The 22,654-nt window shown below is 59.6% G+C and carries 17 protein-coding genes; 11 read left to right on the top strand and 6 right to left on the bottom strand.

What is annotated here, in order from left to right; translation table 11 throughout:
* The 6 genes from ACYP2Q_RS01435 (at position 1) to ACYP2Q_RS01410 (ending at position 10,971) form a co-directional block, all read left to right on the top strand.
* Positions 1 to 1,581: a VWA domain-containing protein gene (locus tag ACYP2Q_RS01435; RefSeq protein ID WP_459728783.1), complete on the top strand. Its 1,581-nt coding sequence runs from the start codon at positions 1 to 3 to the stop codon at positions 1,579 to 1,581.
* Positions 1,578 to 3,005 (top strand): hypothetical protein, encoded by a 1,428-nt coding sequence (locus tag ACYP2Q_RS01430; RefSeq protein WP_459728781.1) that lies wholly within the window; start codon positions 1,578 to 1,580, stop codon positions 3,003 to 3,005. The genes ACYP2Q_RS01435 and ACYP2Q_RS01430 overlap by 4 nt, the downstream gene beginning before the upstream one ends.
* Positions 3,002 to 4,030 (top strand): HAD family hydrolase, encoded by a 1,029-nt coding sequence (locus ACYP2Q_RS01425; RefSeq protein ID WP_459728779.1) that lies wholly within the window; start codon positions 3,002 to 3,004, stop codon positions 4,028 to 4,030. The genes ACYP2Q_RS01430 and ACYP2Q_RS01425 overlap by 4 nt, the downstream gene beginning before the upstream one ends.
* A 70-nt stretch (positions 4,031 to 4,100) precedes the next feature.
* The gene (locus ACYP2Q_RS01420; protein ID WP_459728777.1) at positions 4,101 to 5,681 is read left to right on the top strand and encodes an arylsulfatase; all 1,581 of its coding nucleotides are present in this window, start codon (positions 4,101 to 4,103) and stop codon (positions 5,679 to 5,681) included.
* Between the two features lie 195 nt (positions 5,682 to 5,876).
* The gene (locus ACYP2Q_RS01415) at positions 5,877 to 8,390 is read left to right on the top strand and encodes a fused MFS/spermidine synthase (RefSeq protein ID WP_459728775.1); all 2,514 of its coding nucleotides are present in this window, start codon (positions 5,877 to 5,879) and stop codon (positions 8,388 to 8,390) included.
* Between the two features lie 208 nt (positions 8,391 to 8,598).
* On the top strand, positions 8,599 to 10,971 hold the full coding sequence (locus ACYP2Q_RS01410; protein WP_459728773.1) for a tetratricopeptide repeat protein: 2,373 nt from the start codon (positions 8,599 to 8,601) through the stop codon (positions 10,969 to 10,971).
* A gap of 90 nt (positions 10,972 to 11,061) precedes the next feature.
* Here the strand turns inward: ACYP2Q_RS01410 and ACYP2Q_RS01405 are convergent, their stop codons facing one another.
* Together ACYP2Q_RS01405 and ACYP2Q_RS01400 are read right to left on the bottom strand one after the other, a co-directional pair.
* Positions 11,062 to 11,541, bottom strand: coding sequence for a DUF934 domain-containing protein (locus tag ACYP2Q_RS01405; RefSeq protein ID WP_459728771.1), 480 nt, complete (start codon positions 11,539 to 11,541; stop codon positions 11,062 to 11,064).
* Positions 11,538 to 13,211 carry a nitrite/sulfite reductase gene (locus tag ACYP2Q_RS01400; protein WP_459728769.1) on the bottom strand — a complete coding sequence of 558 codons (1,674 nt, stop codon included), beginning with the start codon at positions 13,209 to 13,211 and terminating at the stop codon, positions 11,538 to 11,540. The genes ACYP2Q_RS01405 and ACYP2Q_RS01400 overlap by 4 nt, the downstream gene beginning before the upstream one ends.
* Positions 13,212 to 13,577: 366 nt before the next feature.
* Between ACYP2Q_RS01400 and ACYP2Q_RS01395 the strand changes: the two genes are divergently transcribed.
* Positions 13,578 to 16,145, top strand: a complete 2,568-nt coding sequence (locus ACYP2Q_RS01395; protein ID WP_459728767.1) for a fibronectin type III domain-containing protein — start codon at positions 13,578 to 13,580, stop codon at positions 16,143 to 16,145.
* Between the two features lie 8 nt (positions 16,146 to 16,153).
* On the opposite strand, the gene ACYP2Q_RS01390 is transcribed toward ACYP2Q_RS01395, so the two are convergent.
* The 4 genes from ACYP2Q_RS01390 to ACYP2Q_RS01375 all read right to left on the bottom strand — a co-directional run bounded on the left by ACYP2Q_RS01390 (position 16,154) and on the right by ACYP2Q_RS01375 (position 18,949).
* Positions 16,154 to 16,648, bottom strand: coding sequence for a hypothetical protein (locus ACYP2Q_RS01390; RefSeq protein ID WP_459728765.1), 495 nt, complete (start codon positions 16,646 to 16,648; stop codon positions 16,154 to 16,156).
* Positions 16,649 to 16,758: 110 nt separating this feature from the next.
* On the bottom strand, positions 16,759 to 17,280 hold the full coding sequence (locus ACYP2Q_RS01385; RefSeq protein WP_459728763.1) for a GNAT family N-acetyltransferase: 522 nt from the start codon (positions 17,278 to 17,280) through the stop codon (positions 16,759 to 16,761).
* A 175-nt stretch (positions 17,281 to 17,455) separates the two neighbouring features.
* Positions 17,456 to 18,436 (bottom strand): LysR substrate-binding domain-containing protein, encoded by a 981-nt coding sequence (locus ACYP2Q_RS01380; RefSeq protein ID WP_459728761.1) that lies wholly within the window; start codon positions 18,434 to 18,436, stop codon positions 17,456 to 17,458.
* 72 nt (positions 18,437 to 18,508) lie between these two features.
* Positions 18,509 to 18,949, bottom strand: a complete 441-nt coding sequence (locus tag ACYP2Q_RS01375) for a carboxymuconolactone decarboxylase family protein (RefSeq protein ID WP_459728759.1) — start codon at positions 18,947 to 18,949, stop codon at positions 18,509 to 18,511.
* Between the two features lie 205 nt (positions 18,950 to 19,154).
* On the opposite strand from ACYP2Q_RS01375, the gene pdxR reads away from it, so the two are divergent.
* From pdxR to ACYP2Q_RS01355, 4 genes are all read left to right on the top strand, one after another.
* Complete coding sequence (gene pdxR, locus ACYP2Q_RS01370; RefSeq protein ID WP_459728758.1) at positions 19,155 to 20,588, top strand: MocR-like pyridoxine biosynthesis transcription factor PdxR; 1,434 nt, start codon at positions 19,155 to 19,157, stop codon at positions 20,586 to 20,588.
* Positions 20,589 to 20,711: 123 nt separating this feature from the next.
* Complete coding sequence (locus ACYP2Q_RS01365; RefSeq protein ID WP_459728757.1) at positions 20,712 to 21,005, top strand: putative quinol monooxygenase; 294 nt, start codon at positions 20,712 to 20,714, stop codon at positions 21,003 to 21,005.
* A 196-nt stretch (positions 21,006 to 21,201) separates the two neighbouring features.
* Positions 21,202 to 21,612: a cupin domain-containing protein gene (locus ACYP2Q_RS01360; RefSeq protein ID WP_459728756.1), complete on the top strand. Its 411-nt coding sequence runs from the start codon at positions 21,202 to 21,204 to the stop codon at positions 21,610 to 21,612.
* A 229-nt stretch (positions 21,613 to 21,841) separates the two neighbouring features.
* Positions 21,842 to 22,552, top strand: a complete 711-nt coding sequence (locus ACYP2Q_RS01355) for an ATPase (RefSeq protein ID WP_459728755.1) — start codon at positions 21,842 to 21,844, stop codon at positions 22,550 to 22,552.
* Positions 22,553 to 22,654: the final 102 nt, after the last annotated feature.

Raw genomic sequence — 22,654 nt, 5'->3', positions numbered from 1 at the left:
ATGGAGATCAACCTCAATGACTTCCACTTCCTGCGCCCACTCTGGCTGTTGCTGCTGCCTTTTGCCGCGTTCTTGCCACTGCTGTGGCGCCGCAGCCGCGACTTGCAGCGGCGCTTGCGCGGCAACATCGCCGAGCACCTGCTGCCGCACTTGCTGATTACCCCGCGGGATCAACAATGGCTGCGCCCGGTGCATCTGGTCTGCGCACTGTTGATACTCGGCGCGGTTGCCGCCGCCGGGCCGACCTGGGAACAGGATCGCCCGGACTTCCTGGAGAACCGAGCGCCGCTGATCATCGCCATTGACCTGTCGCCGTCCATGGACGCCAACGACGTGCAACCGAGTCGCCTGGAAGCGGCCAAGCACAAGCTGCATGACCTGATCCAGCGTCGCGCCGGTGCGCGCAACGCGCTGATCGCCTACGCCGGCAGCGCGCACCTGGTATTGCCGCCGACGGACGACCCGGCCCTGCTCGACACCTTCATCCAGGCGCTGGGCACCGAACTGATCGGCAAACCGGGGAAAAACGTCGGCGCGGTGATCGATCAGGCCAAGCGCTTGCTGGCGGCGGAAAAAACCCCAGGCACCTTGCTGCTGGTCACCGACGGCGCCGACACCTCGGCACTGGCCGGCCTGGATAAGCAACTGGCCGACAGCGCCCTGCAAGTGCTGATCCTCGCCGTTGGCAGCGAGGACGGCGGCATCATCCACGATGCCAATGGCCAGCCGCGCACCGACAGCAATGGTCGCCCGGCGCTGGGCAGTTTCGATCAGGCCGCAATCAAGCAACTCGCCTCGACGCTTGATGCACCACTTGGCAGCCTGACGCTCAACAACGACGACCTCGACTGGGTTGACCTGCATGCCCAACAGCATTTCCAGAGTGCCAGTGACGAACAGCGCGAGTTGCACTGGAAAGATGCCGGTTACTGGTTGTGCTGGCCGCTGCTGTTGCTGGCGTTTTTCAGTGTGCGCAGGGGCTGGAGCCTGAACTGGATGGCCGGTTTGCTAATGGCCGTGGGTGTCGGCCTACAACCCGCTCCGGCACATGCCAACGCCTTGACCGACGCGTTTTTCACCCCGGACCAGCAGGGTCGCTGGGCATTCGAGCACGAACACTTCCCCCAGGCCGCCGCGCATTTCGTCGACCCCTACTGGAAAGGCATCGCTGCCTACAACGCCGCGGATTTCGACCTGGCCCTGGCCAGTTTCGCGCGGCTGGAAACGCCACAGGCGTATTTCTACCTGGGCAATATTTACGTGCGCCGCTTCAAGTTCGACCAGGCCATCGCGGCCTACACCCAGGCGCTGAAGTTGCAGCCACAGTTCCCTGAAGCCACGGCCAACCTGGCCCTGGCCATCGCCTTGCAGAAAGACACCGAAGACGCCGAGAAAAACGCCCCCGAGGTCAAGCCGGACGACATCAAGATGGACAAGGCTGCGGGCAAGGGCCAGAGCAAACCGGTGCAAACCGAACAGGCTGCTTCGGATGCACAGTGGTTGCAGAACCTGACGACATCGCCGGCGAAGTTCTTGAAGCAGAAGTTCAGCTTGCAGGATCAGGCAGGGGCGAAGCCATGATCAACCTGAAAAACCGAGTCGCACCCATAGCTGGCAAGCCAGTTCCTACAGGCGATATGCGCCGCACCCCGCACAACTGTAGGAGCTGGCTTGCCAGCGATGGCGTCAGAACAATCACCCGAAAAATCGGCTTCTTGCTCACTTTGCTGATCAGCACAACCACCCTCGCCGCCGAACCCGACCTGCGCATCGAGGCCAGCCTGCAACCCGCCAACACCGCCATGGTCGGCAGCCTCGTCGCATTGCGCCTGGATGTACTCACCGACACCTGGTTCACCAGCGCCCCGACCCTGCCCGACCTCAAATTGCCCGGCGCGCTGGTGATGCCGTCCGATGGCCACGCCGAACACCTGAACCAGACACTCGACGGCAAATCCTTCAACGGCATGCGCTACACCTACCTGATCACGCCAAACGTGGCCCAGGCTTTCGATATTCCGCCGCTGACCGTACGGGTAACTCCGGGCCAGGCCACCACCGAACTGACGGCGCAAAGCCAACCGCTGCACTTCACGGCGACGCAACCGCCGGGGTTCCAGCCCGGCGAACCGGTGCTGGTCGCTCAAGGGCTGCGGTTCAGCCAGAAGATCATCAATTCGGCCACACCGCTGAAAGTTGGCGACAGCCTCACCCGAGAGCTTACGCTTCAGGCTGACGGAACCCTGGCCATGTCGCTGCCGACGCCGTCCCTGGGCGATGTCAGCGGCCTGAGCCGATACCCGAAAAGCCCACTAATCAGCAATCTGGACGACGGACGCGGCAACTTCACCGGCGGCGAGCGCATCGACAGCGTGACCTACCGCATCGACACCCAAGGCCACTACAGCTTGCCAGCGATCGAAGTGAAATGGTGGGACGCCAGTAGCCAGCAGACCCGCACCGCCCAGGTTCCCGCCGTGAGCTTCGACGCCGCCGCCAACAGCGCTTACAAGCCCGTGTTCTCGATCAGCGACGACCTGAAAAAACTTGGACAGAGCAATCGTCTGCACCTCTCGGGATTTGCCTTGAGCCTGCTGGCGCTGCTGTTCGGCGTGGCATTGCTCGCCTGGTTTGCCCGCCCGTATGTGCATCGCGCGCACCTCGCCTGGCAGGCCCGGCGCCGCGCCCGCCACGCGGCGTGGCTGCAATCGCCCGACTACGCCTGGCGCCAGATCCCGTCGCAACTTGATGGCCAACCGCCACAACTCGGCGCCCTGTACCTGTGGACCCGCCGCAGCCGCAACGGTCTGAAGCTGACGGGCTTCGGCCCGCGCCTGCAAGCATTCCTGCGTGCGTGCTACGGCCGCCAGCCGACCAAAGATCAGGCGCTGCACCAACTCAAGAAATCCTTGACTACGCTGCATAGTCAGGCCGAACACAACCAAGAATCAGTCGCTACCGCACTGCGACCACTCAACCCCGTTCACGAGAAGGATTTCCCATGATGAGCTCCGTATCGCTGCGCCAACTTCACGCTTTCCGGTTTCTATTGACCCTTGCCCTGAGCCTGCCATTGCTGGTGCAGGCCGCTGAGCCGCTACCTTCCTGGAATGATGGTCCGTCGAAAAAGAACATCATCGAGTTCGTGCAGGCGGTGACCGATCAAGGCAGCAAGGACTTCGTCAAACCCGAGGACCGTATCGCCGTATTCGATAACGACGGCACCCTGTGGAGCGAGCAGCCGATGTACTTCGAGTTTCTGTTTGCCCTGGAAGAGGTCAAGCGCACCGCAGCGCAGCACCCGGAGTGGAAAACCACCCAGCCGTTCCAGGCCGTACTGGAAAACGATCACAAGGCCCTGGCCGCCAGCGGTCTCGAGGGCATGATGAAAATCTTCGGTGCGACCCACACCGGCATGACCACCGAAGCCTTCGACGACTACGCCAAGACCTGGCTGACCCAGGCCCGCCATCCGAAAACCGGCAAGCCGTATACCGAGATGATCTTCCAGCCGATGCTGGAAATGCTCGACTACCTGCGCAGCCAGAACTTCAAGACCTACATCGTTTCCGGTGGTGACACCGCGTTCATGCGCGCCTTCGCCGAAAAGGTCTACGGCATCCCGCCCGAGCAAGTGATCGGCACTACATTCGTCACCACTTTTGACTACAAGGATGGCCAGGCATCGATCCTGCGCACTCCGAAACTGGCCCACAACGATGATGGGCCGGGCAAGCCGGTGAGCATCGACGCGGTGATCGGCCGTCGACCGATTCTCGCCTTCGGCAACTCCGACGGCGACCTGCAGATGCTGCAGTGGACCGCAGCCGGGTCGGGCAAACGATTCATGGGGCTGGTGCATCACACCGACGCCAAGCGCGAATGGGCCTATGACCGCCAATCGCAGATTGGCCGCCTGGACAAGGCGTTGGACGAAGCAAACAAACGTGGCTGGACCGTCGTCGACATGGCCGCCGAATGGGGCCGGATCTATCCGTTCGATGCTGCCACACCCGGGCAAGTGCAATAACAAAGCGTGACGCAGGACCGCAATAAACGTTTGTCGCACCGAGCGACGTCAGTGAAAAGGAGCAAGTCAGATGACTCGCATACGCAATTGGTTACCGAAACTCGCCTTGGTGGCGACCTCGGTAATGGCGATTTCGGCAACTGCCGGGGCCGCCGATAAACCCAACATTCTCGTGATTTTTGGCGATGACATCGGCCAGACCAACATCAGTGCCTATTCCATGGGCGTGGTGGGCTACAAGACTCCGAACATCGACCGGATTGCCAAGGAAGGCATGATGTTCACCGACTATTACGCGGAGAACAGTTGCACCGCCGGACGATCGTCGTTCATCACCGGGCAGACGCCGCTGCGTACCGGCTTGTCCAAGGTCGGCGTACCGGGCGCACCGGTCGGCCTGCAAAAGCGTGACATCACCATCGCCCAGGCGCTGAAATCCCAGGGCTACGCGACCGGTCAGTTCGGCAAGAACCACCTGGGCGACAAGGATGAATACCTGCCGACCAACCACGGTTTCGACGAGTTCTTCGGCAATCTGTACCACCTTAACGCCGAGGAAGAACCCGAGCGTCCGTACTGGCCCAAGGACGACCCCGAGTTCGTCAAGGCCGTGTCACCCCGTGGCGTGATCCACAGCTTCGCCGACGGCAAGATCGAAGACACCGGCGCGCTGACCACCAAGCGCATGGAAACCATCGACGACGAAACCACGGCGGCGGCGCAAGCGTTCATCGAGAAACAGGCCAAGGCGGACAAGCCGTTCTTCGTCTGGATGAACACCACCCGCATGCACCTGTTCACCCACGTGCGCGAGTCGATGAAGGGCCAGAGCGGCATGCCCGGCAACGACTATGCCGATGGCATGCTTGAGCACGACGGCGACGTCGGCAAACTGCTGAAAACCCTCGATGACCTGAAAATCACCGACAACACCATCGTCGTCTACACCACCGACAACGGCCCGAACCAGTTCTCCTGGCCGGACGCCGCGACCACGCCGTTCCGCAACGAGAAGAACTCCAACTGGGAAGGTGCCTACCGGGTTCCAGCCATGATTCGCTGGCCGGGCAAAATCAAACCGGGTGAAGTGTCCAACGAGATGTTCTCGGGCCTGGACTGGTTCCCGACCTTGCTGGCTGCCGTGGGTGAGCCTGACGTAAAAAACAAGCTGCTCAAAGGCTGGGCGCCCACTTCCGGCGGTAATAACTTCAAGGTGCATCTGGATGGTTACAACCAGCTGCCTTACCTGACCGGCCAACAGCCTAAAAGCGAGCGCAAGGAGTTCTACTACTTCAACGACGACGGCGTGCTGGTGTCGATGCGCTTCGATAACTGGAAGGCGGTATTCTGCGAGCAGCGCGCACCTGGCGGCTTCAAAGTCTGGAGCGAACCGTTCGTATGCCTGCGCGTACCGAAAATCTTCAACCTGCGGATGGACCCGTACGAAAGGGCCGACATCGTTTCCGACCAATACTACGATTGGACCACCAAGAACGTTTACCTGACTGAAATGGCAGTCATGAAGTCGGCGGCGTTCCTGCAAACCTTCATCGACTATCCACCAAGCCAGAAACCGGCCAGCTTCAGCGTTGACCAGATCCGTGCTGCGGTAGATGCGAAAATCGCTGAAAAAATGAAAGCTGCACAGTAAGACCGCTTGACCGCCGCTCGCCTTTACCGGCGAGCGGACTATTTTAGGAATGCGAACACATTCCCCGTAGGAGCTGGCTTGCCAGCGATGGCGGACTTGCAGTCAACGAAGAGGTTGGCTGAACCACCGCTATCGCTGGCAAGCCAGCTCCTACAGGGATGGTGTTAAATCGGGTTTTGTATAAGGCAATCCGCAATGTCCTCACGTGTCGCCAGCAAGTCGTCGGCCATACCTGCCCCTCACGTCGCCTCCCCGGCGCTGTTGATCCCCGCCCTGTTGCTGTTCGTCTCCGGCGCCGCGGCGCTGGTGTACCAGGTGCTGTGGATCAAGCAGCTGTCGCTGGTGGTGGGCGTCGAGGTGTATGCAATCACCACCGGGATCAGCGCATTTTTTGCAGGATTAGCACTGGGTGGCTTGCTGTTCGGTCGCTGGGCGGACCGCCTGCAGCAACCGGTGCTGCTGTATGCCGGGCTGGAAGTGTTGGTGGCAATACTGGGTGTCGGCGCGACCTTCGCCATGAGCGTCGCGGCCAGTCCGTTTGCCTGGCTGGAGCAGCACATCGGCCTGCTGGCCTGGGTGTTGCCCTTTGCCTTGGTGGGTATTCCCGCGCTGTTGATGGGCGGCACCCTGCCGGTCCTTGTTCGCTCCTTGGCCAGCGACCCGCAGCAGCTGGGCAAGGCCGGTGGACACCTGTACGCGGCCAACACCGCCGGCGCCATCGCCGGTACCCTGCTCGCCGCGTTCGTGCTGATTGCCACCCTCGGTGTGCGCGGCAGTGCCCTGGCCGCCGCGATGCTCAACCTGCTGGCCGCCGCTGGAGCCTTGTGGTTCCAGCGCCATCGCACGCCAGCGGTTGAGGCGCCGGTCAAGCATCACGCCGACAAGGCGCCGGATCGCCTGGCCCTCTGGCTGTACTCGATTGCCGGCGGCGTGGCCCTGGGTTACGAAGTGGTCTGGTCGCAATCCATCGTGCAGTTCATGAGTACCCGCACCTACGCCTTTGCCGTGGTGCTGGCGACCTACCTCACCGGGCTGTTCCTCGGTAGCGCCCTGCTCGCCCGACGGGTCGATCGCCTGCGTGATCCCTGGGGGGTGTTCGGCTTGCTGATCGCCGGTGCCGGTTTGATTGCCTTGCTGGAAATTGCCCTGCTGGGGCGCTGGCTGGTGCTCGCGCAAAGCGTGGCCGAAGCCTGGGTGTTGTCATGGGGTGCCAGTGAACTGCTGGGCATGAGCGTACGCTTTGCCGTGGTCGCGTTGAGCATCGTGTTCGTACCGACCGTGCTGCTCGGCGCGGCGTTTCCCGTGGCCCTGCGCTTGAGCGTCGGGCGCGACCATGTCGGGCGCCATGTCGGTGAGGTGGTGGCGTTCAATACCCTGGGCGGCATCGTCGGCGTGATGCTCTGTGGCTTTGTGCTGATCCCGCTGTTGGGCCTGGTTCGAACCCTTGGACTGCTGGCAATCATCGCCGCCGGGATCGGCTACTTCGCGGTGCGCAGAGGTCACGGCGTGAAGAAAGGTCGGCGCCAGGGCGTGATCGCAGTCGGCCTGGTCTCGCTGGCGCTGGCACTGCTGATACCGGTGGACAAACTGGCCAGCCTGCTGCCCGGCGCGCGCAACGGCACCCTCGCGTTCTACGAGGAAGGACGCGGCGGCACCGTGGCCGTGGTCAGCCAGGGCAAGGGCCAGCGGGCGTTCCAGCGCTTGTACATCCAGGGCGTGTCCAATACCGGCGATGCCATGCCTTCGCTGCGCTACATGCGGATTCAGGCGCTGTTGCCGCTGTTGATCCACAACGGCGAACCGCGTTCGGCGCTGGTGATCGGTTTCGGCACGGGCATCACCGCAGGCGCCCTCACCCGCTATCCGGGCCTCGAGCACCGGGTGGTCGCCGAACTGCTGCCGTCGGTGGTCAAGGCCGCGCCGTTGTTCAAGGGCAACTTCAATGCCGCAGCCGATCCGGGTGTCGACGTGCGCCTGCGCGACGGTCGCCAGGAACTGCTGCGCAACCCGCAACGCTATGACCTGATCACCCTCGAACCGCCACCACCCTCCGCGGCCGGCGTGGTCAACCTGTATTCCCGGGATTTCTATCAACTGGCTGCCAGTCGCCTGCACAAACAAGGCCTGGTCGCCCAGTGGTTGCCGTTGCCTACGCAGAACATCGACGACTCGCGTTCGCTGGTACGCAGCTTCCTCGATGTCTTCCCGTACGCCACGCTGTGGACCAGCGAGTTCCACGAGATGCTGCTGGTGGGTTCGATGGAGCCGATCGAGCTGGATGCCGCGAAAATCAACCAGCGCTTCCAGCAGGATAGCGTGCGCAGCACTTTGCAGGACGTCGGCATTGGCTCGGCCGCCGCATTGCTCGCGACCTGGGTGACCGATCGCGCCGGCCTGGAGCGCTTCGCCGCTGACGCACCGGCAGTGACGGATGATCAGCCGCGAATCGAATACGCACCGTGGGTACGGACCAAGGAAATCAGCCGCGTGCTGCCGGCCCTGCTGGACTTGCACATCGCAGCGCCGCTGGTGAATGCCGATGTCGGGTTCAACGAGCGCATGAATGCTCATCGGCAGCGCCTGATGCAGTTTTATCGGGCGAGCCTGCATGCCTATGACGGTGATAGGGATGCCTGGGCCAGGGATGTGCGCGAGGTGATGCGCGGGGATGGGGGCAATCCGTATTTCCGCTGGTTTGTCGGGGAGTAATGCGGCGCCTTGCAGATCGCTATCGCTGGCAAGCCAGCTCCTACTGGTTTTGTGAACACCGGAAAACCCTGTAGGAGCTGGCTTGCCAGCGATGAGGCCATCAGAATTCATCACAACCATCATTTGACACACGCCGGCCTTCCGGCAAAGCTGCCTCGAGCCTCAACGCGCGCCTGACGGCAAACGCACCTGGACTACGGAAGTCGTAATGCCGACACATAAAAATAACTCAGCAAAGCCAAACCCTGATTCGCCACCGACCCTGATCAATCGCTACCTGTTTCCCGTCACCATCGGCCTCCTGCTGCTGGCGGTAGCGGGCATCGGCTGGTTCCTGTTCAGCAGTCAACCGGCCCCCGTGCCCCATGCGCCGGTCAGCGCACCTGTCGCACAACCCGCCAAGCCGCAGCCACAACCGCAGCCCGTCGCCATGGCGCCCGCGAAAATGGTCGACGAACAACAATGCCAGGGCTGCCACAGCACTCAGGTCAAGGACTGGCAAGGTTCCCATCACCAATTGGCGATGCAGGAAGCGAACGCCGAGACCATGCTCGGCGACTTCAACAACGTCACCTTCAAGGCCGAGAACGAAACCACCCGGTTCTCGCGCAAGGACGACGGATTCTGGGTCAACACCCCCGGCATCGATGGCAAGAACGCCGACTTCAAGGTCGCCTACACCTTCGGTATCGCACCGTTGCAGCAGTACCTGATCGAGGTCGGCGAAGGTCGCTTGCAAGCCCTGGGCGTGGCCTGGGATACCGAGAAGCACCGCTGGTTTCATCTCTACCCGGGCCAGGGCGTGACCTTCAAGGACCCGCTGCACTGGAGCAAACCCAGCCAGAACGCCAACTTCATGTGCGTCGAATGCCACACCACCGGGTACAAGCGCAATTTCGATGCCGCGAAAAACACCTTCGACAGTCAGTGGAACAGTCTCGGCGTCGGCTGCCAGGCCTGCCACGGCCCGGCTTCCAATCACCTGGAGTGGACCGCGAAAAAAACCGAGCTGATCCACGCAGGATTCGCCGTCGACCTCAAGGACAAGAACGCCACCGTCGAAATTGAAACCTGCGCCCGCTGCCACTCGCGCCGCGCGCCGCTGGGCGATGGCTTCACCGTCGGCAAGCGCCTGATGGATGATTACCTGCCAAGCGCCCTGACCCGCGAGCTGTATGCCCTGGACGGCAAGATCAAGGACGAAGTGTTCGAGCACGGCTCCTTTGCCCAGAGCAAAATGTTCGACAAGGGGGTGCGTTGCAGCAACTGCCACAACCCCCACAGCACCGAACTCAAGGCGCCGGGCAATGGCGTCTGCCTGCAATGCCACAACACCGCCGGCAAGACGCCGGTGGACACCGTCGACGGCAAAGGCCTGCAAGCGAAGAACTACGATTCCATCGAACACACCCGCCACACCATGGGCCAGCCGGGTTCGCAGTGTGTGGATTGCCATATGCCCGGCAAGTTCTACATGGTCAACGACTTCAGGCATGACCACAGCTTCAGCATCCCCAACCCGGAGCGCGCGAAAAAACTCGGCACACCGCACGCCTGCCTGACCTGCCACCAGGGCAAGGCCGGCGACAAGGTCACCGAGCAGTTCAAGCTCTGGAACACTGCCAACGCCAGCGCCGTGCAAGCCCCGCGCTACGACGAAAGCCTGTGGCTGATCCGCAACGGCCAGCCCGGCGCCGCGCAAGCCTTGTACGAGCAACTGCAACGCAGCAACCTGCCGGCCATTCAACGGGCAACGCTGTTGGCCGAGTTGCCGCTGTACCCCAGTGAACAGGCGCTGAAACTGGCGACCAAGGACCTGGGCAACCCGGCACCGCAGGTGCGTGAAAGCGCCATCCGCGCCATCAGCGCGTTCTTGCCGCCACCAGAACGTGCCCCGCTGTTGACGCCCTTGCTGAGCGATCCGGTGAAGGCGGTGCGCATCGCGGCGGCCCGCGACTTGCTCAGCGTGGCCCGCAACGGACTGGGCAGCGCCCAGGGCAACTGGGAAGCTGCCATCGGCGAGTACGAAGCCGTGCAAAAGAGCCTGGCCGAACGCGCCGAATCCAGCCTCAACCTGGCCATGCTGTATCAGGCCAGCGGTCGCAGCGGCGAAGTCGAAGACTTGTTGCGCACATCACTGCAGCGCGACCCGGACTTCTACCCCGCATTGGTGACGCTGGTGCAGTGGCTGGAGGCCAATGGTCGCAGTCAGGAAGCCCAGGCGCTGATGGCGCTAAGCCTCAAGGAACACCCCGACGCTGCGCTGCTGCAACACACCCAGGGCTTGTCGCTGGTGCGCGCTGGCAAAGCCGAACAAGCCATGCCCTTCCTGCGCAAAGCCGCGCAACTGGAACCGCAGAGTGCGCAGTACGGCTACGTGCTGGCCGTGGCATTGCATGACAGCGGCAAGGTCGACGCCGCGTGCGAGGAGCTGGAACGGCTGTTGAAAGTCCAGCCGGCAAACCGTAATGCGCGGTTGTCGTTGATCCAGTATTACCTGGATAACGGCCAGGAACCCAAGGCCCAGGTGCTGTTACAGGGCTGGAAGAAGATGAACATGGGGGATCCGGCGTTGAAATAAACAAAGATCGCAGCCTGCGGCAGCTCCACAAGGATCGATGTACATCCTGCAGGAGCTGCCGCAGGCTGCGATCTTTTGATCTTGACTCTGTTAGCGCCGCCGAAACAAAGGCCGCGGCTCGATCGCCGACCGCCCATACAACACGCTCATCCCCGCCAACCCCTTGAGCGCATCCTCGGCCGACTTGTCTTCGCGCACCGCAAAACTGTCGAACCCGCATTGGCGCATGTGGCTCAGCTGATCGCGCAGCACATCACCGACTGCACGCAACTCCCCGGTCCAACCCAATCGAGTGCGCAGCAAGTACGCCTGGCTGTACCCACGACCATCTCGAAAACTCGGAAAATCCAGGGCGATCAACGGCAATTCGCCAAACCATCGCTCAAGACCCTCCACCTCATCGTCCGGCCCCAGCCAGACTGCATTCTGCCGTGGATTTTCCAGCCAGCGTGCCAAGGGCAGAATCACCCTGCCCCTGGGCAATGGCGCCTGCAGATCCCGAACCAGCGTCCAGGGATCGTCCTCGACAATCCCCGCCCCACTCGCCTCCAGCCGCAACAGATTGTTCATGCCGACTCCTCCAGCACTTTCGGATAAACCGCCTCTTTGAACGGCTCCAGGCCGATGCGCTGCAAGGTGTCGACAAACAATTCCTCGCTTTCGCGATAGCGCGCGAAGGTGTCGATGATCTGTTCGATCACGTCAGGCACTTGCGCGGCGCTGAAGGACGGGCCGATCACCTTGCCCAACGCGCTGTGCTTGCCCTGGGCGCCGCCGAGTGTGATCTGATACCACTCGCTGCCGTTCTTATCGACCCCGAGAATGCCGATGTTGCCGATGTGGTGGTGACCGCAGGCGTTCATGCAGCCGGAAATGTTGAGGCTGATGTCGCCCAGGTCATGCAGGTAATCGAGGTCATCGAAGCGCGCTTGAATGGCTTGGGCGATGGGGATCGACTTGGCGTTGGCCAGCGCACAGAAATCACCCCCGGGGCAGGCAATGATGTCCGTCAGCAAACCGGCGTTCGTGCTGCCAAGGTTGTGCTCGCAGGCCAGGCGCCAGAGCGTGGACAAGTCGGCTTTGGGCACGTCCGGCAGAACGATGTTTTGCTCATGGGCAATGCGGATCTCGCCAAAGCCGAAACGCTCGGACCACTCGGCCACCGCCTCCATTTGCGCATCAGTGACATCCCCCGGCGGCGAACTGATGCCCGGTTTGGTCGACAGCACCACGCTGGCGTAACCCGCTACCTTGTGCGCCTGAACATTGCGTTGCACCCAGCGTGCGAACGCCGGGTCCTGGGCCAGATGTGTGCCGAACTCAAGGCTGGTATCCGCCAGCTGGCGATACTGCGGCGCGACGAAAGCACTGGCAACACGCTCGAACTCTTCAAGGGTCAGCTGAGCCGGGCCATCCTTGAGATAGGTCCACTCCTGCTCCACTTCCCTGGCGAACGCTTCGATGCCCAGGGCCTTGACCAGGATCTTGATCCGCGCCTTGTACTTGTTGTCCCGTCGGCCGTGACGGTTATACACCCGCAACACCGCCTCGACGTAGGACAGCAGGTGCCTCCACGGCAAACCTTCGCGAATCTGCAAGCCCAGGATCGGCGTACGCCCCAGCCCCCCACCCACGATCACCCGCAACAGCATTTGCCCATCGTCGCCAGGGTAAAGATAAAGGCCGATGTCATGCATCATGATCGCCGCTCGGTCCTGCTCGGCCGAGCAGATGGCGATCTTGAACTTGCGCGGCAGGTAGAGGAATTCCGGATTGATGGTCGACCACTGCCGCAGGATTTCCGCCAGCGGGCGCGGGTCGATCATTTCGTCGGCCGCGACCCCGGCAAAGGCTTCGGTAGTGATGTTGCGCACGCAGTTGCCGGAGGTCTGGATGGCATGCATCTGCACCTGGGCCAGGCGTTCGAGGATGTCCGGCACCTCGGCCAGTTCGATCCAGTTGAACTGCATGTTCTGCCGCGTCGTGAAGTGGCCGTAGCCGCGATCGTAATCCCGGGCGATGCTCGCCAGCGTACGCATCTGCCGGGCACTCAGCGTGCCGTAGGGAATGGCGACGCGCAGCATGTAGGCGTGTTTTTGCATGTACAGGCCGTTCTGCAGGCGCAACGGCAGGAACTCTTCCTCGCTCAGTTCGCCCGCCATGAAGCGTTCGACCTGATCGCGAAACTGCGCAACCCGCTCGAATACCAGTGCCCGGTCGTAATCGTCGTATTGATACATCGCTACCTCATCAGGAATGCGGGGGCATCGGGTTCTGTGGCTCGTTCCGAGGGCAACTATGCGCCAGCGGTGCAGCGCGTTACAGATTCAGCTGAATCATTAAGAACCGTATCAGATCGCGCCAGATCGCCGCAGCAGTACAACTTAACTGATCCGCATAAATGAAATATCCATGAACCTGTTTTTTTTCGTCGCGGTTTCCAAAGCGCATGGCAGCGTATGGATCACCTCGAAACTGGTGTGATGAACCTGGGTCGCTTATAGACAAGATTAAAAATTTCACAACTAATAGTTCTGCTAGTTGCCGGCACGCGCCCGCCCGCCAATACTGGTCCCTCACAGTATTCCTTAAGTAGGGTCATGATCATGAGCCAGGCTGAACAAGAAAATGAATTAAAAAACGTACCAACTCAAACATCCCGCGACATTCATATTAGTCGTGAGATCGGACCCACCGTCAACCATAGTCGATGGATGACCGAGATTTGGCAGTCCATACTCGAACTTAGAATTCAAAACCTGGTATTACCATCGACTCACAATGCTGGAGCGGACCTGAAAAAACTCTGGCATATTGATGGACTGCTTGCCGCCTGCCAGGATGATACCTTTAGCTATCAGCTTGCCCATGGCGCTCGTGTTTTCGACCTTCGAATAATTGATTCCAGCTATAACAAACCCACAGGCCAGAACAGTGTCCGGCTGGTTGAGGAATTATGTTTTGAGCATGGTATAAATACCGGTCGGCGCCTGGATCACTGCGTAGAAACCATGAGATCGTTTGCCTTAAGCAACCCAAAAGAGATAATCATACTTTCAATAGAATCATACAAAACAGGCAAAATAAAAGACAGCATCCCTAGGTGCGAGCGCTATCTCGCCCCACTTAACAGCCTGTTAATTCCACCAAGCGCAAAACATATGACATTACGGGAGCTCAATCAGAACTACCCCGGGAGAAATATAATTATTGCAGCTCCCGCCAACATCAGGACAGGAAATCACTGGCCATCCATTAAAAATATGTGGGCAGGCACGGACTCAAGCTTGGCGCACCTGACGAATTACACCAACGAAGTCTTCAGTAAAATCAAAAATGGCACTATAGAGGTTTTCGGTGATCTCTGGATGTTTCAAGCCCATGCGCGCAATGCCAATGGTGCCATGCGCCTACCACGTGACGACGCTCACCTTCCATACTTTCGCAACTTCTTCAACCCGGCTCTAAAAAGGGGGATATTTGCGAATATTGTCAATGTCGATTTTATTCCGGGAACCGGCCTCGTCGATTTTTGCATCAACACCAACATGGAACGAGGAAGACAATATCCACTCCCTGACGCACCAGCAAGGCTTTCAGCAGCTCAGGTAGATTTGACCGAACAAGTACAACTCGACTGGATTGCACCAACGAATGTTCCCATACAGTATTACGAGATTCATGCAAACGGAGTCATAACAATAACTCCACATACATCGCCAGGCATTCTAGAGTCGGTTATGCCTGGTCGCCACACCTATAAAGTTCGCGCAGTAGATGCGCTTGGCAGGACAAGTGCTTTCAGCCCGGAAGTAGTACTTCACGTCGAAGATATTGCTCCTCCCAGCACGCCAGCGAACCTGGGATTGGCTAGCATCGGGATGACATCGGTCACATTGGAATGGGAGCTGTCCCACGACGTCAGTGGTATCAAGAGATACGAAGTTACCCGTGACGGAAACTTCCTCGGTTACACTACCAACTTGTTTTATTCGGTTACCAATCTTGATCGTGCCACGGAGTATGTATTTTCGGTACGGGCCGAAGATAATGTGGGATTATATTCAAGATGGGCCTCCATCACACTCGAGCGTCGGCCCGGAGCACCTATCGACCCTGATTTTTCAGTCATGGATCTTGGACACGCGCCGCATCATGTCGGACTATTGGAATGGAAAGAAGCATACTCATCAAGCCTTGACTACGACTTCCAAATATATCACTACCCCTATACTTTCTATGTTGGAAAAGATGAACAGTGTACAATAGTCGTCACGGAGAATGTGTTCGCCCCCGTTGACGTCAGAGCGCGCCTAAAAGGCACGAATGAACTGTCGCCCGCTATGACTCTTAACGTATCTGGCGACATCACCCCGCCTCACAAACTAGCACACCTGAGCGCACAAGCCATCAACAGCACTTCGGTAAGATTGACATGGCCACCTGTGCATCTTGCGCATGGCTATATGATTTTAGTCAATGACGAAACCCCTGTTTACGCGCCTGGATCGCCTTACACGGTTACCAACCTTGAAGCCAATAAAAACACTTTCGAAGTCTGGGCTGTCAATTCCAATAACATCCCCGGAGAATCAGCAAAAATACTTTTTCCGGATATCGACGACGTGCCGCCTACGCGACCTGGCACACCGGTGTTCAGCAATATTGCCCATACTTCAGCAACAGCCACCTGGACACCTTCTACCGACAATCTAAAGGTCACTGGCTATCGAATCATACTCGAGAATCAAGTGATCTCCGCCAACCACCCCGACAACTATTACACGTTTACTGGACTACGAGAAGCTACAACCTACAGGGTTGAAATTGCTGCAAGAGATGCAGCAGGAAACGTGTCCCAACCCGCTTCCAGCTCGTTCTATACTAGGGAATTACTTCCCGGCCCTTACATTGACGATCATGACGTCGTTTCGCCCAACATCGCATGGTTCAGTTGGACCCCACGGCAAAGTTCGGTCACCGGGTATAGCATTGAGTGGGGGCAAACCCAGATGGATGTGATTACACCCTATCACGTTAATTACGAACTGCAACCTGGCACTCATTATGTGTTTTCGGTTCAGGCCAAGTTTCCTGACGGAACAAAATCGGCCAAGTCGACCTGGCCATTCTGGACGCCACCTGGCCATTTAAACATTATTCAACCGAAGTAAACATGGCTTTAGCCACGTTCGCGGGGGATTAGACTTTGTAATTGCTGCGCCAGAAAACTTGCATCGAAGACAAAAGTGTCCGCTTCTTTGAGGCCGTTGGTCTTGCGCCACTGCCAGCCATTCGTTGTCGGCAGGCATACCAGCGAAACACTTCCATAGCGCGCGGCGGTCAGGCCCATGACTGCCAGTGAAATCTGCCCGCCCGCGCCCATCACATCCGGCACGAACTCCACCGGTTTTCCGGCAATCACAATGGACAGTTTCTCGCTCTTGAATGTCGATGTCTCGACCGGAACGCTCGGCCCCGAAGCGGTGTACGCCTCGCGGTTCACTTCCAGCAGATGCGGTGCCAGCACCGGCTCCAGCCACTGCTGGATCTGATCGAACAGCTCGGTAATACGCGTCGTCCATTCGGCCGATTGCGTCTCGAACAGCTGCTTCTTGTGCGCTTCGCTTTCTGCGTAGTGGCGAAGCATCTCGCCCAGTTGCTGTACGTCGTCCATTGCGGTGTTCCTATGGTTGGAGCGGTGCTGCGGACTTTGAGCATGGCAGATGCGCGCCACCGACGTACGACTAAACGTACGAGCGGTGGCGTTTACCTCAGGGCGTGCGATCAATCGGCCCCGGGCATGCTGCGCAGACGCGCCATGCTCAAGGTATCGACGTAGGCACCATCACGCACTGCATAGTCGCGAAACAGCCCTTCGTTTTCGAAGCCGAACTTGCGATACAGGCCGATGGCCGCTTCGTTGTCGGCATACACGCTCAACTCGACCCGCCGCAGGTTCATCCAGTTGTCAGCGATATCCAGCGCCGCCGCCAACAGTGTCGAACCCACGCCCTTGCCCTGCCACGCAGGGGCAACGCCCATGCCGAAGTTGCCGACATGGCTGCGACGGATACGGGAAAACTGCTCCAGAGTAATGCTGCCAATCACCGTCCCCTGGTGCAGGGCCACCAATTGAAAGACACGCTCGTTGTCTGTCGCCAGGCGTCTGTGCCAAGTCTCGGAGGTCGGAAACGGCATTTGCAACGTCTGACGGGCGACAAGCGGATCGCGGTAGAGCGCAGTGATGCCTTCAACGTGGAATTCGTTGAGGCGTTCGAGGGTGATGACGGCGTCAGTGGCGGTCATGGGTGATTCATCCTTGAGACAGACATGGCCAGTTACTCTAACGCATCCACCATGGCAAAAACCCTGTAGGAGCGAGCTTGCTCGCGAAAAACCCGAGAGCGCCGTGGGGTGTCAGGATTCACGCGTTATCGTTAACGTCCATCGCGAGCAGGCTCGCTCCCACATTTGATCGAGTTCAGCCTTCAAACCACTCCCGTCGCTCTTCGAAGGTGCTGAGGATCAACTCGACAATCGCCTGCACCTGCACCTCACCCTCGGATTCGGCATTCACCGCCATCCACACCTGGCGCTGCATCGGTTGGCTGAACAACCCCGGCAAACCGATCAAACCACGGTCGAAGTGGCTCATGTAGCCGGGCAACAGGCCGATGCAGGCGCTGCAACGGACCATCTCCAGCATCAGTTCGTAGGAGTGCAGCTGCACGACCCCGGCCAGGCGCTGGTCGACCAGGTCGTTCCAGGGTCGAAAACTGTCGACCTGCCGATCGTGCTGCCATTGCACCAGCATGAAGTCGGCGAGGTCATCGAGGCCGTCCGGCCGGGCGGCGACCCGTGAATAGCGTTTGGCGATGTGCGGCACGTAGTCGAGTCGCGCCAGGCATCGCGGCTCGCTGACGGCGAAACTCGGTCCCGGCAGCGGCGAATCGGTACCCGCCAGCCACACCACGATATCGGCGCTGACTGCCTGCAGGGACAATTCGCTGTCGAGGCTGATGATGTCCAGGCGTGCACTGGCATTGCGTCGCAGCAACGCCACCAGATCGCGACCGAGGATGTCGTGCAGGATGGTCTCGGCGACGGCCAGCCGCACCCGGGGTTGCTCGATCACCGGCAGCTCGCGTTCATGCGCCAGCGCGGTCAGCTGTTTGTGCAGTTGCAGCCCCTCACGACTGAGCACCAGGCCGTTCTCCGACGGGCTGAACAGCGAACACTGCAACTGCCTTTCAAGCTGCGCCAATTGCTCGCGCAACCGCGTCGCCTTGAGGTTGAGGCGGCGGGCCGCCTGCATGTAGCAGCCGCAACGGGCAGTGACGCTGAAGCACTGCGCCAGCAATGGATCGAGCTGGGCCGCTCGGGCGCGCCAGGACAGGGTTGTATCGAGGGCTGCGCGATATTGCGCTACCGGCTGAGCACTGCGGGTTTCCATGCCTGACATCGATGACTCCCTGTCGATCTTTCCCTGGGAGCTCCATCTTGCGCAACGTGCATGAACGGCGTGTGACAGCACTCAGGCGCTAGGCGCCTGGCGAAAACTCACGGCCAGTCGATTCCAGCTGTTGATGGTGCTGACAGCCATCGTCAAGTCCACCAGCTCCCCTTCGCTGAATTGCGTCCGGGCCTGCTCGTAAACGGCATCCGGCACATGGTCCTGGGACAGCAGCGTCACCGCCTCGGTCCAGGCCAGTGCGGCGCGCTCACGGGGATTGAAGAAGTTGCTGTCGCGCCACACCACAATCGAATACAGCCGGCGGTCGGTTTCGCCCAGGCGCCGGGCGTCCACCGAGTGCATGTCGGTGCAGAACGCACAGCCGTTGAGCTGCGAGGCACGGATCTTGACCAGGTGCAGCAGCGCCGGCTCGATGCTCAGGCTGCTGGTCAGGGCTTCCATGGCGATCATCGCTTTCATCGCCTTGGGCGAGGCGCTGTAGTAATCCAGGCGGGGGTTCATGGCGCAACCTCATTTAGCGATGATTTGCCCCCAAGGTAGTCGTTGATAAGGCGGCGTTACAGGTCCAATTGGGCGAATTCTCCGTGGACCACCGGGGCGCAGACCAATTGGCGGTTTTTCCTACACGCAACTTATGTATAAACACAAGTTGCGGTTAATCTGGCGCGATGCACACGCGTCTCAACAGCCCAGGAGCCTTGCCGGTATGGAACTACACGTCGTCATTAACGGCCGCAAGGACCTGGCGGGCCAGTTGTACAAGCAACTGCGCAGCGCTATCGAATCGGGTCGCCTGGCAGCCGGTTCGCAACTGCCGCCAAGCCGCCTGCTGGCCGAGCAACTGGGCATCTCACGCAAGACCATTTCCGATACCTATGCCCAGCTGACCTATGAAAACTTCCTCACTGGGGTGATTGGCAAAGGCACCTACGTCAACGCCCGGGCCTCGAAGGTCGAGCGCAAGCAGAGCCCTGACGAGCTCGCCGGCTTTGAGGTGATCGAGTCCTGGCGCAAGCTGCCGGTGTTTCTACGCCACCCGACGCTGGAAGGCTCGCTGCGTTACGACTTCATTGGCGGCGCCACCAGCAAGGGCCAGTTCCCCCAGGACGACTGGCGCCGCTGCACGTCCCATGCGCTGCGCCAGATCGCCGGGTCCAAGGGCTTCTACAGCCTGCCCGAAGGCCTGCCGGCTTTGCGCAATGCCATCGCCCAGCACATCGCCTTTTCTCGCGGGGTCAATTGCCGGGATGAGGACGTGGTGGTGTGCAACGGCGCGCAACAGGCGCTGGACCTCATTTCCCGAGTGCTGACCCGCCCCGGCAGTATCGTCGCCATGGAGGACCCCGGTTATCCACCGGCGCGGCTGTTGTTCGGCACCCACGGCGCCACGGTGATGGGCGTGCCGGTGGACGCCGAAGGCATTGTGGTGGAGAAAATCCCCCGCGGAACGCGGCTGATCTACGTCACCCCGTCGCACCAGTTCCCCCTGGGCATGCCCATGAGCCAGGAGCGGCGGGTCGCATTGCTGGCCAAGGCCCATGAATTGGGCGCGATCATCATCGAGGACGACTACGACAGCGAGTTTCGCTACGAAGGCCGCCCCACGGATTCGCTGCAAAGCATGGATGAGCGCGGGATCGTCGCCTATGTCGGGACCTTCTCGAAAACCCTGCTGCCGGAGCTGCGCCTGGGTTACGCGATCCTGCCGCCAGCGATTCTCGAGGCGGTGGTGCGCGCCAAACAGCTCACCGACCTGCACACCTCCACCCTGCCCCAGTGGGCACTGGCCAAGTTCATCGCCGAAGGCTGCCTGCTCAAGCACATTCGTCGCTGCCACTCGATTTACGCGGGCCGGCGTGAACGGATCCTGGCGCGCATGGCCGGCGATCTCTCGCCCTGGCTTGAGGCGGTGCCGATTACCGCGGGTTTTCACATGGCGGTGCTGTGCAAGGTCCCGATCGACGTGGCGCTGGTGATCGAACTGGCGAAAAAGGTTGAAGTGGGGCTCTATGCCATCGACAGCTTTTTCTACCAAGAAGCGCCCCAGGCCGGGTTTTACCTCGGTTTTGGCGCGATTGAGACCCTGGACATCGACATCGCCCTGGATCGTTTTCGGGACATTTTGCAGCAGGTAGCCTGACGATTGGTCTGCGGCTTTATCCGGCGATTGGCTATTGGTGGTCCGGGGGTGCAGGCCTATCCTGCATAGGCGTTATCCCTCAATGAGCAGGATTCGTCCGGCCTGATTCAGGAGTGAGTGTCAATGTCCTACAACGTGATCAATACCGTAAAGGTTCAGGCCGTCGCCGGCCGCTCGGAAGAACTGGGTCAGCAATTGCAAAAGATTGTCGACACCCTGCGCGAACTACCGGGCTGTGAATCCTATATGGTCGACCGCTGCCCTGAGGACAGTAACCGCTGGACTGTCAGCGCCCACTGGCAATCGGAAACGGCGATGCAATCGCATTTCAACAGTCCCCAGGTGCAAGGCTTCATCGACCTGATCGATTGCCAGTTGGCCAACGCCGTCGACTTCAACAGCTTTCCGATCAGATAAAATACGGTTAAAGATCGCAGTCCCTGGTCGCGCTTGCAGAGTATGGGTACCTCTGCAAACGTTGTCGGGGACTGCGATCTTTTTCGTTTAAGCGCCGCACATTGGTCCCCTGGCCTTCCCGAGAATTGGCTGTTTGTTTGTCCCCCCTGACGCAATAGATTGGTCCCTGACAACTAACCACTGCAGGTGATGAACCATGAACATGTTGCGCTTCTCTCTCGCGGCCCTTGCCTTGACCGTTTGCGCCTCGGCGTTAGCCCACGAGGCCGGTGATCCTTCAGAAAAGGTCACGGTGTTGCAGGACCAGATGCTGAAAAACGTCCCAGGCAAAAAGGCTTTGATGATTGAGGTCGACTACAAGCCAGGCCAGGCGTCGATCGCCCACAAACACGACGGTACGGCCATGGCCTATGTACTTTCGGGATCGATCACTTCCCAGGTGAAGGGCGAAAAGGAGGTGACGTACAAGGCCGGTGAGTATTGGTACGAACCCGCTGGCTCGGAGCATCTGGTGTCGAAGAACGCCAGCACAACCAAACCCGCGAAACTGTTGGTATTCATGGTGTTGTCGCCAGACGAAAAAGTGCTGGTCCCCTTGAAAAACTGATCGCTGAACGAATAGCCATAAATAAACAGGCCTTAATCCGTGATTGGGGTCTTTTTATTTCTTCGGGCACTTAACCGTACTTCTTTAAACCAAATAAAACTATTGACCACCTGATTATCAAGCAGATTGGGTATTTAATTTGGCGACTCCAGGTTTAGTCTGAAAGCCACTGCCGGCCGTGTCCGGCAACTTAACTTTCCGACTGATGTTGTTTCAGTGGAGAAACACCATGAAACTTGCACTTGTCAGTACATTGACAATAACGGCGCTGTTAACCGGCTGCTCGATTCCAACGGCACCTTCCGCGGTATCTTCGCTGGACGGTATCTTCACCGACCCCGTGGGTCGCAGTAGTGCCTCCAGCATTCCAAACGGCCACGACGTTTCCCTGGGCGTGGTCTACAGCCACAACACCCAGGCCAATCGTGCCTACTTGCAGGACTACCAAACCAATGCCGGCACCGGTTTCGGCCAGAGCCTGCTGGTTCAACCGATCCACGACGCCTATGTCGCCACGTCCAAGCCCGACCTGGCGGTGGACTGGGTCAAGGCCTCGCTGCAACGCCAGTTCGGTTCGGTCACGGTGTACCCGGACATGCAGAGCCTCAAGGCGGCAAAACCGGACGTGGTCGCCATCGTCGACAGCCGCAGCCAGTTGATCACTTCGCGTAGTTCGGACGTCGAGGCCAATGTCAGTGCGCACTTCTATGATCGCAACCTCAACTATATCGGCACGGCAAGAGGCCATGACGCCGTAGCACTGAGCCCGGTGTGGGCAGATTTTAAACGCAGTGAAGATATTGTTGCCGATATTAATGAACAGCAAAATGTGCAAGTAAGGGCACTGCAGAAGTTTGACCAGTCACTCAGTAATTTATTGACCAGGCCGACAGATAAAGTGTCGATGGCTGATAATAAACAAGGTAATAAGTTGTATTGACACATAGGGCCCCTTCGCGGGCAAGCCCGCTCCTACAGGTTAGCCGCGTAGCACTGTAGGAGCGGGCTTGCCCGCGAAGGGGCCAGAATTGACGCTATAAAA

The organism is Pseudomonas sp. MHK4 (assembly GCF_054600775.1).
The sequence above is the reverse complement of the archived record's forward strand: the minus strand, read 5'-3'. Positions and strand labels throughout refer to the sequence as shown.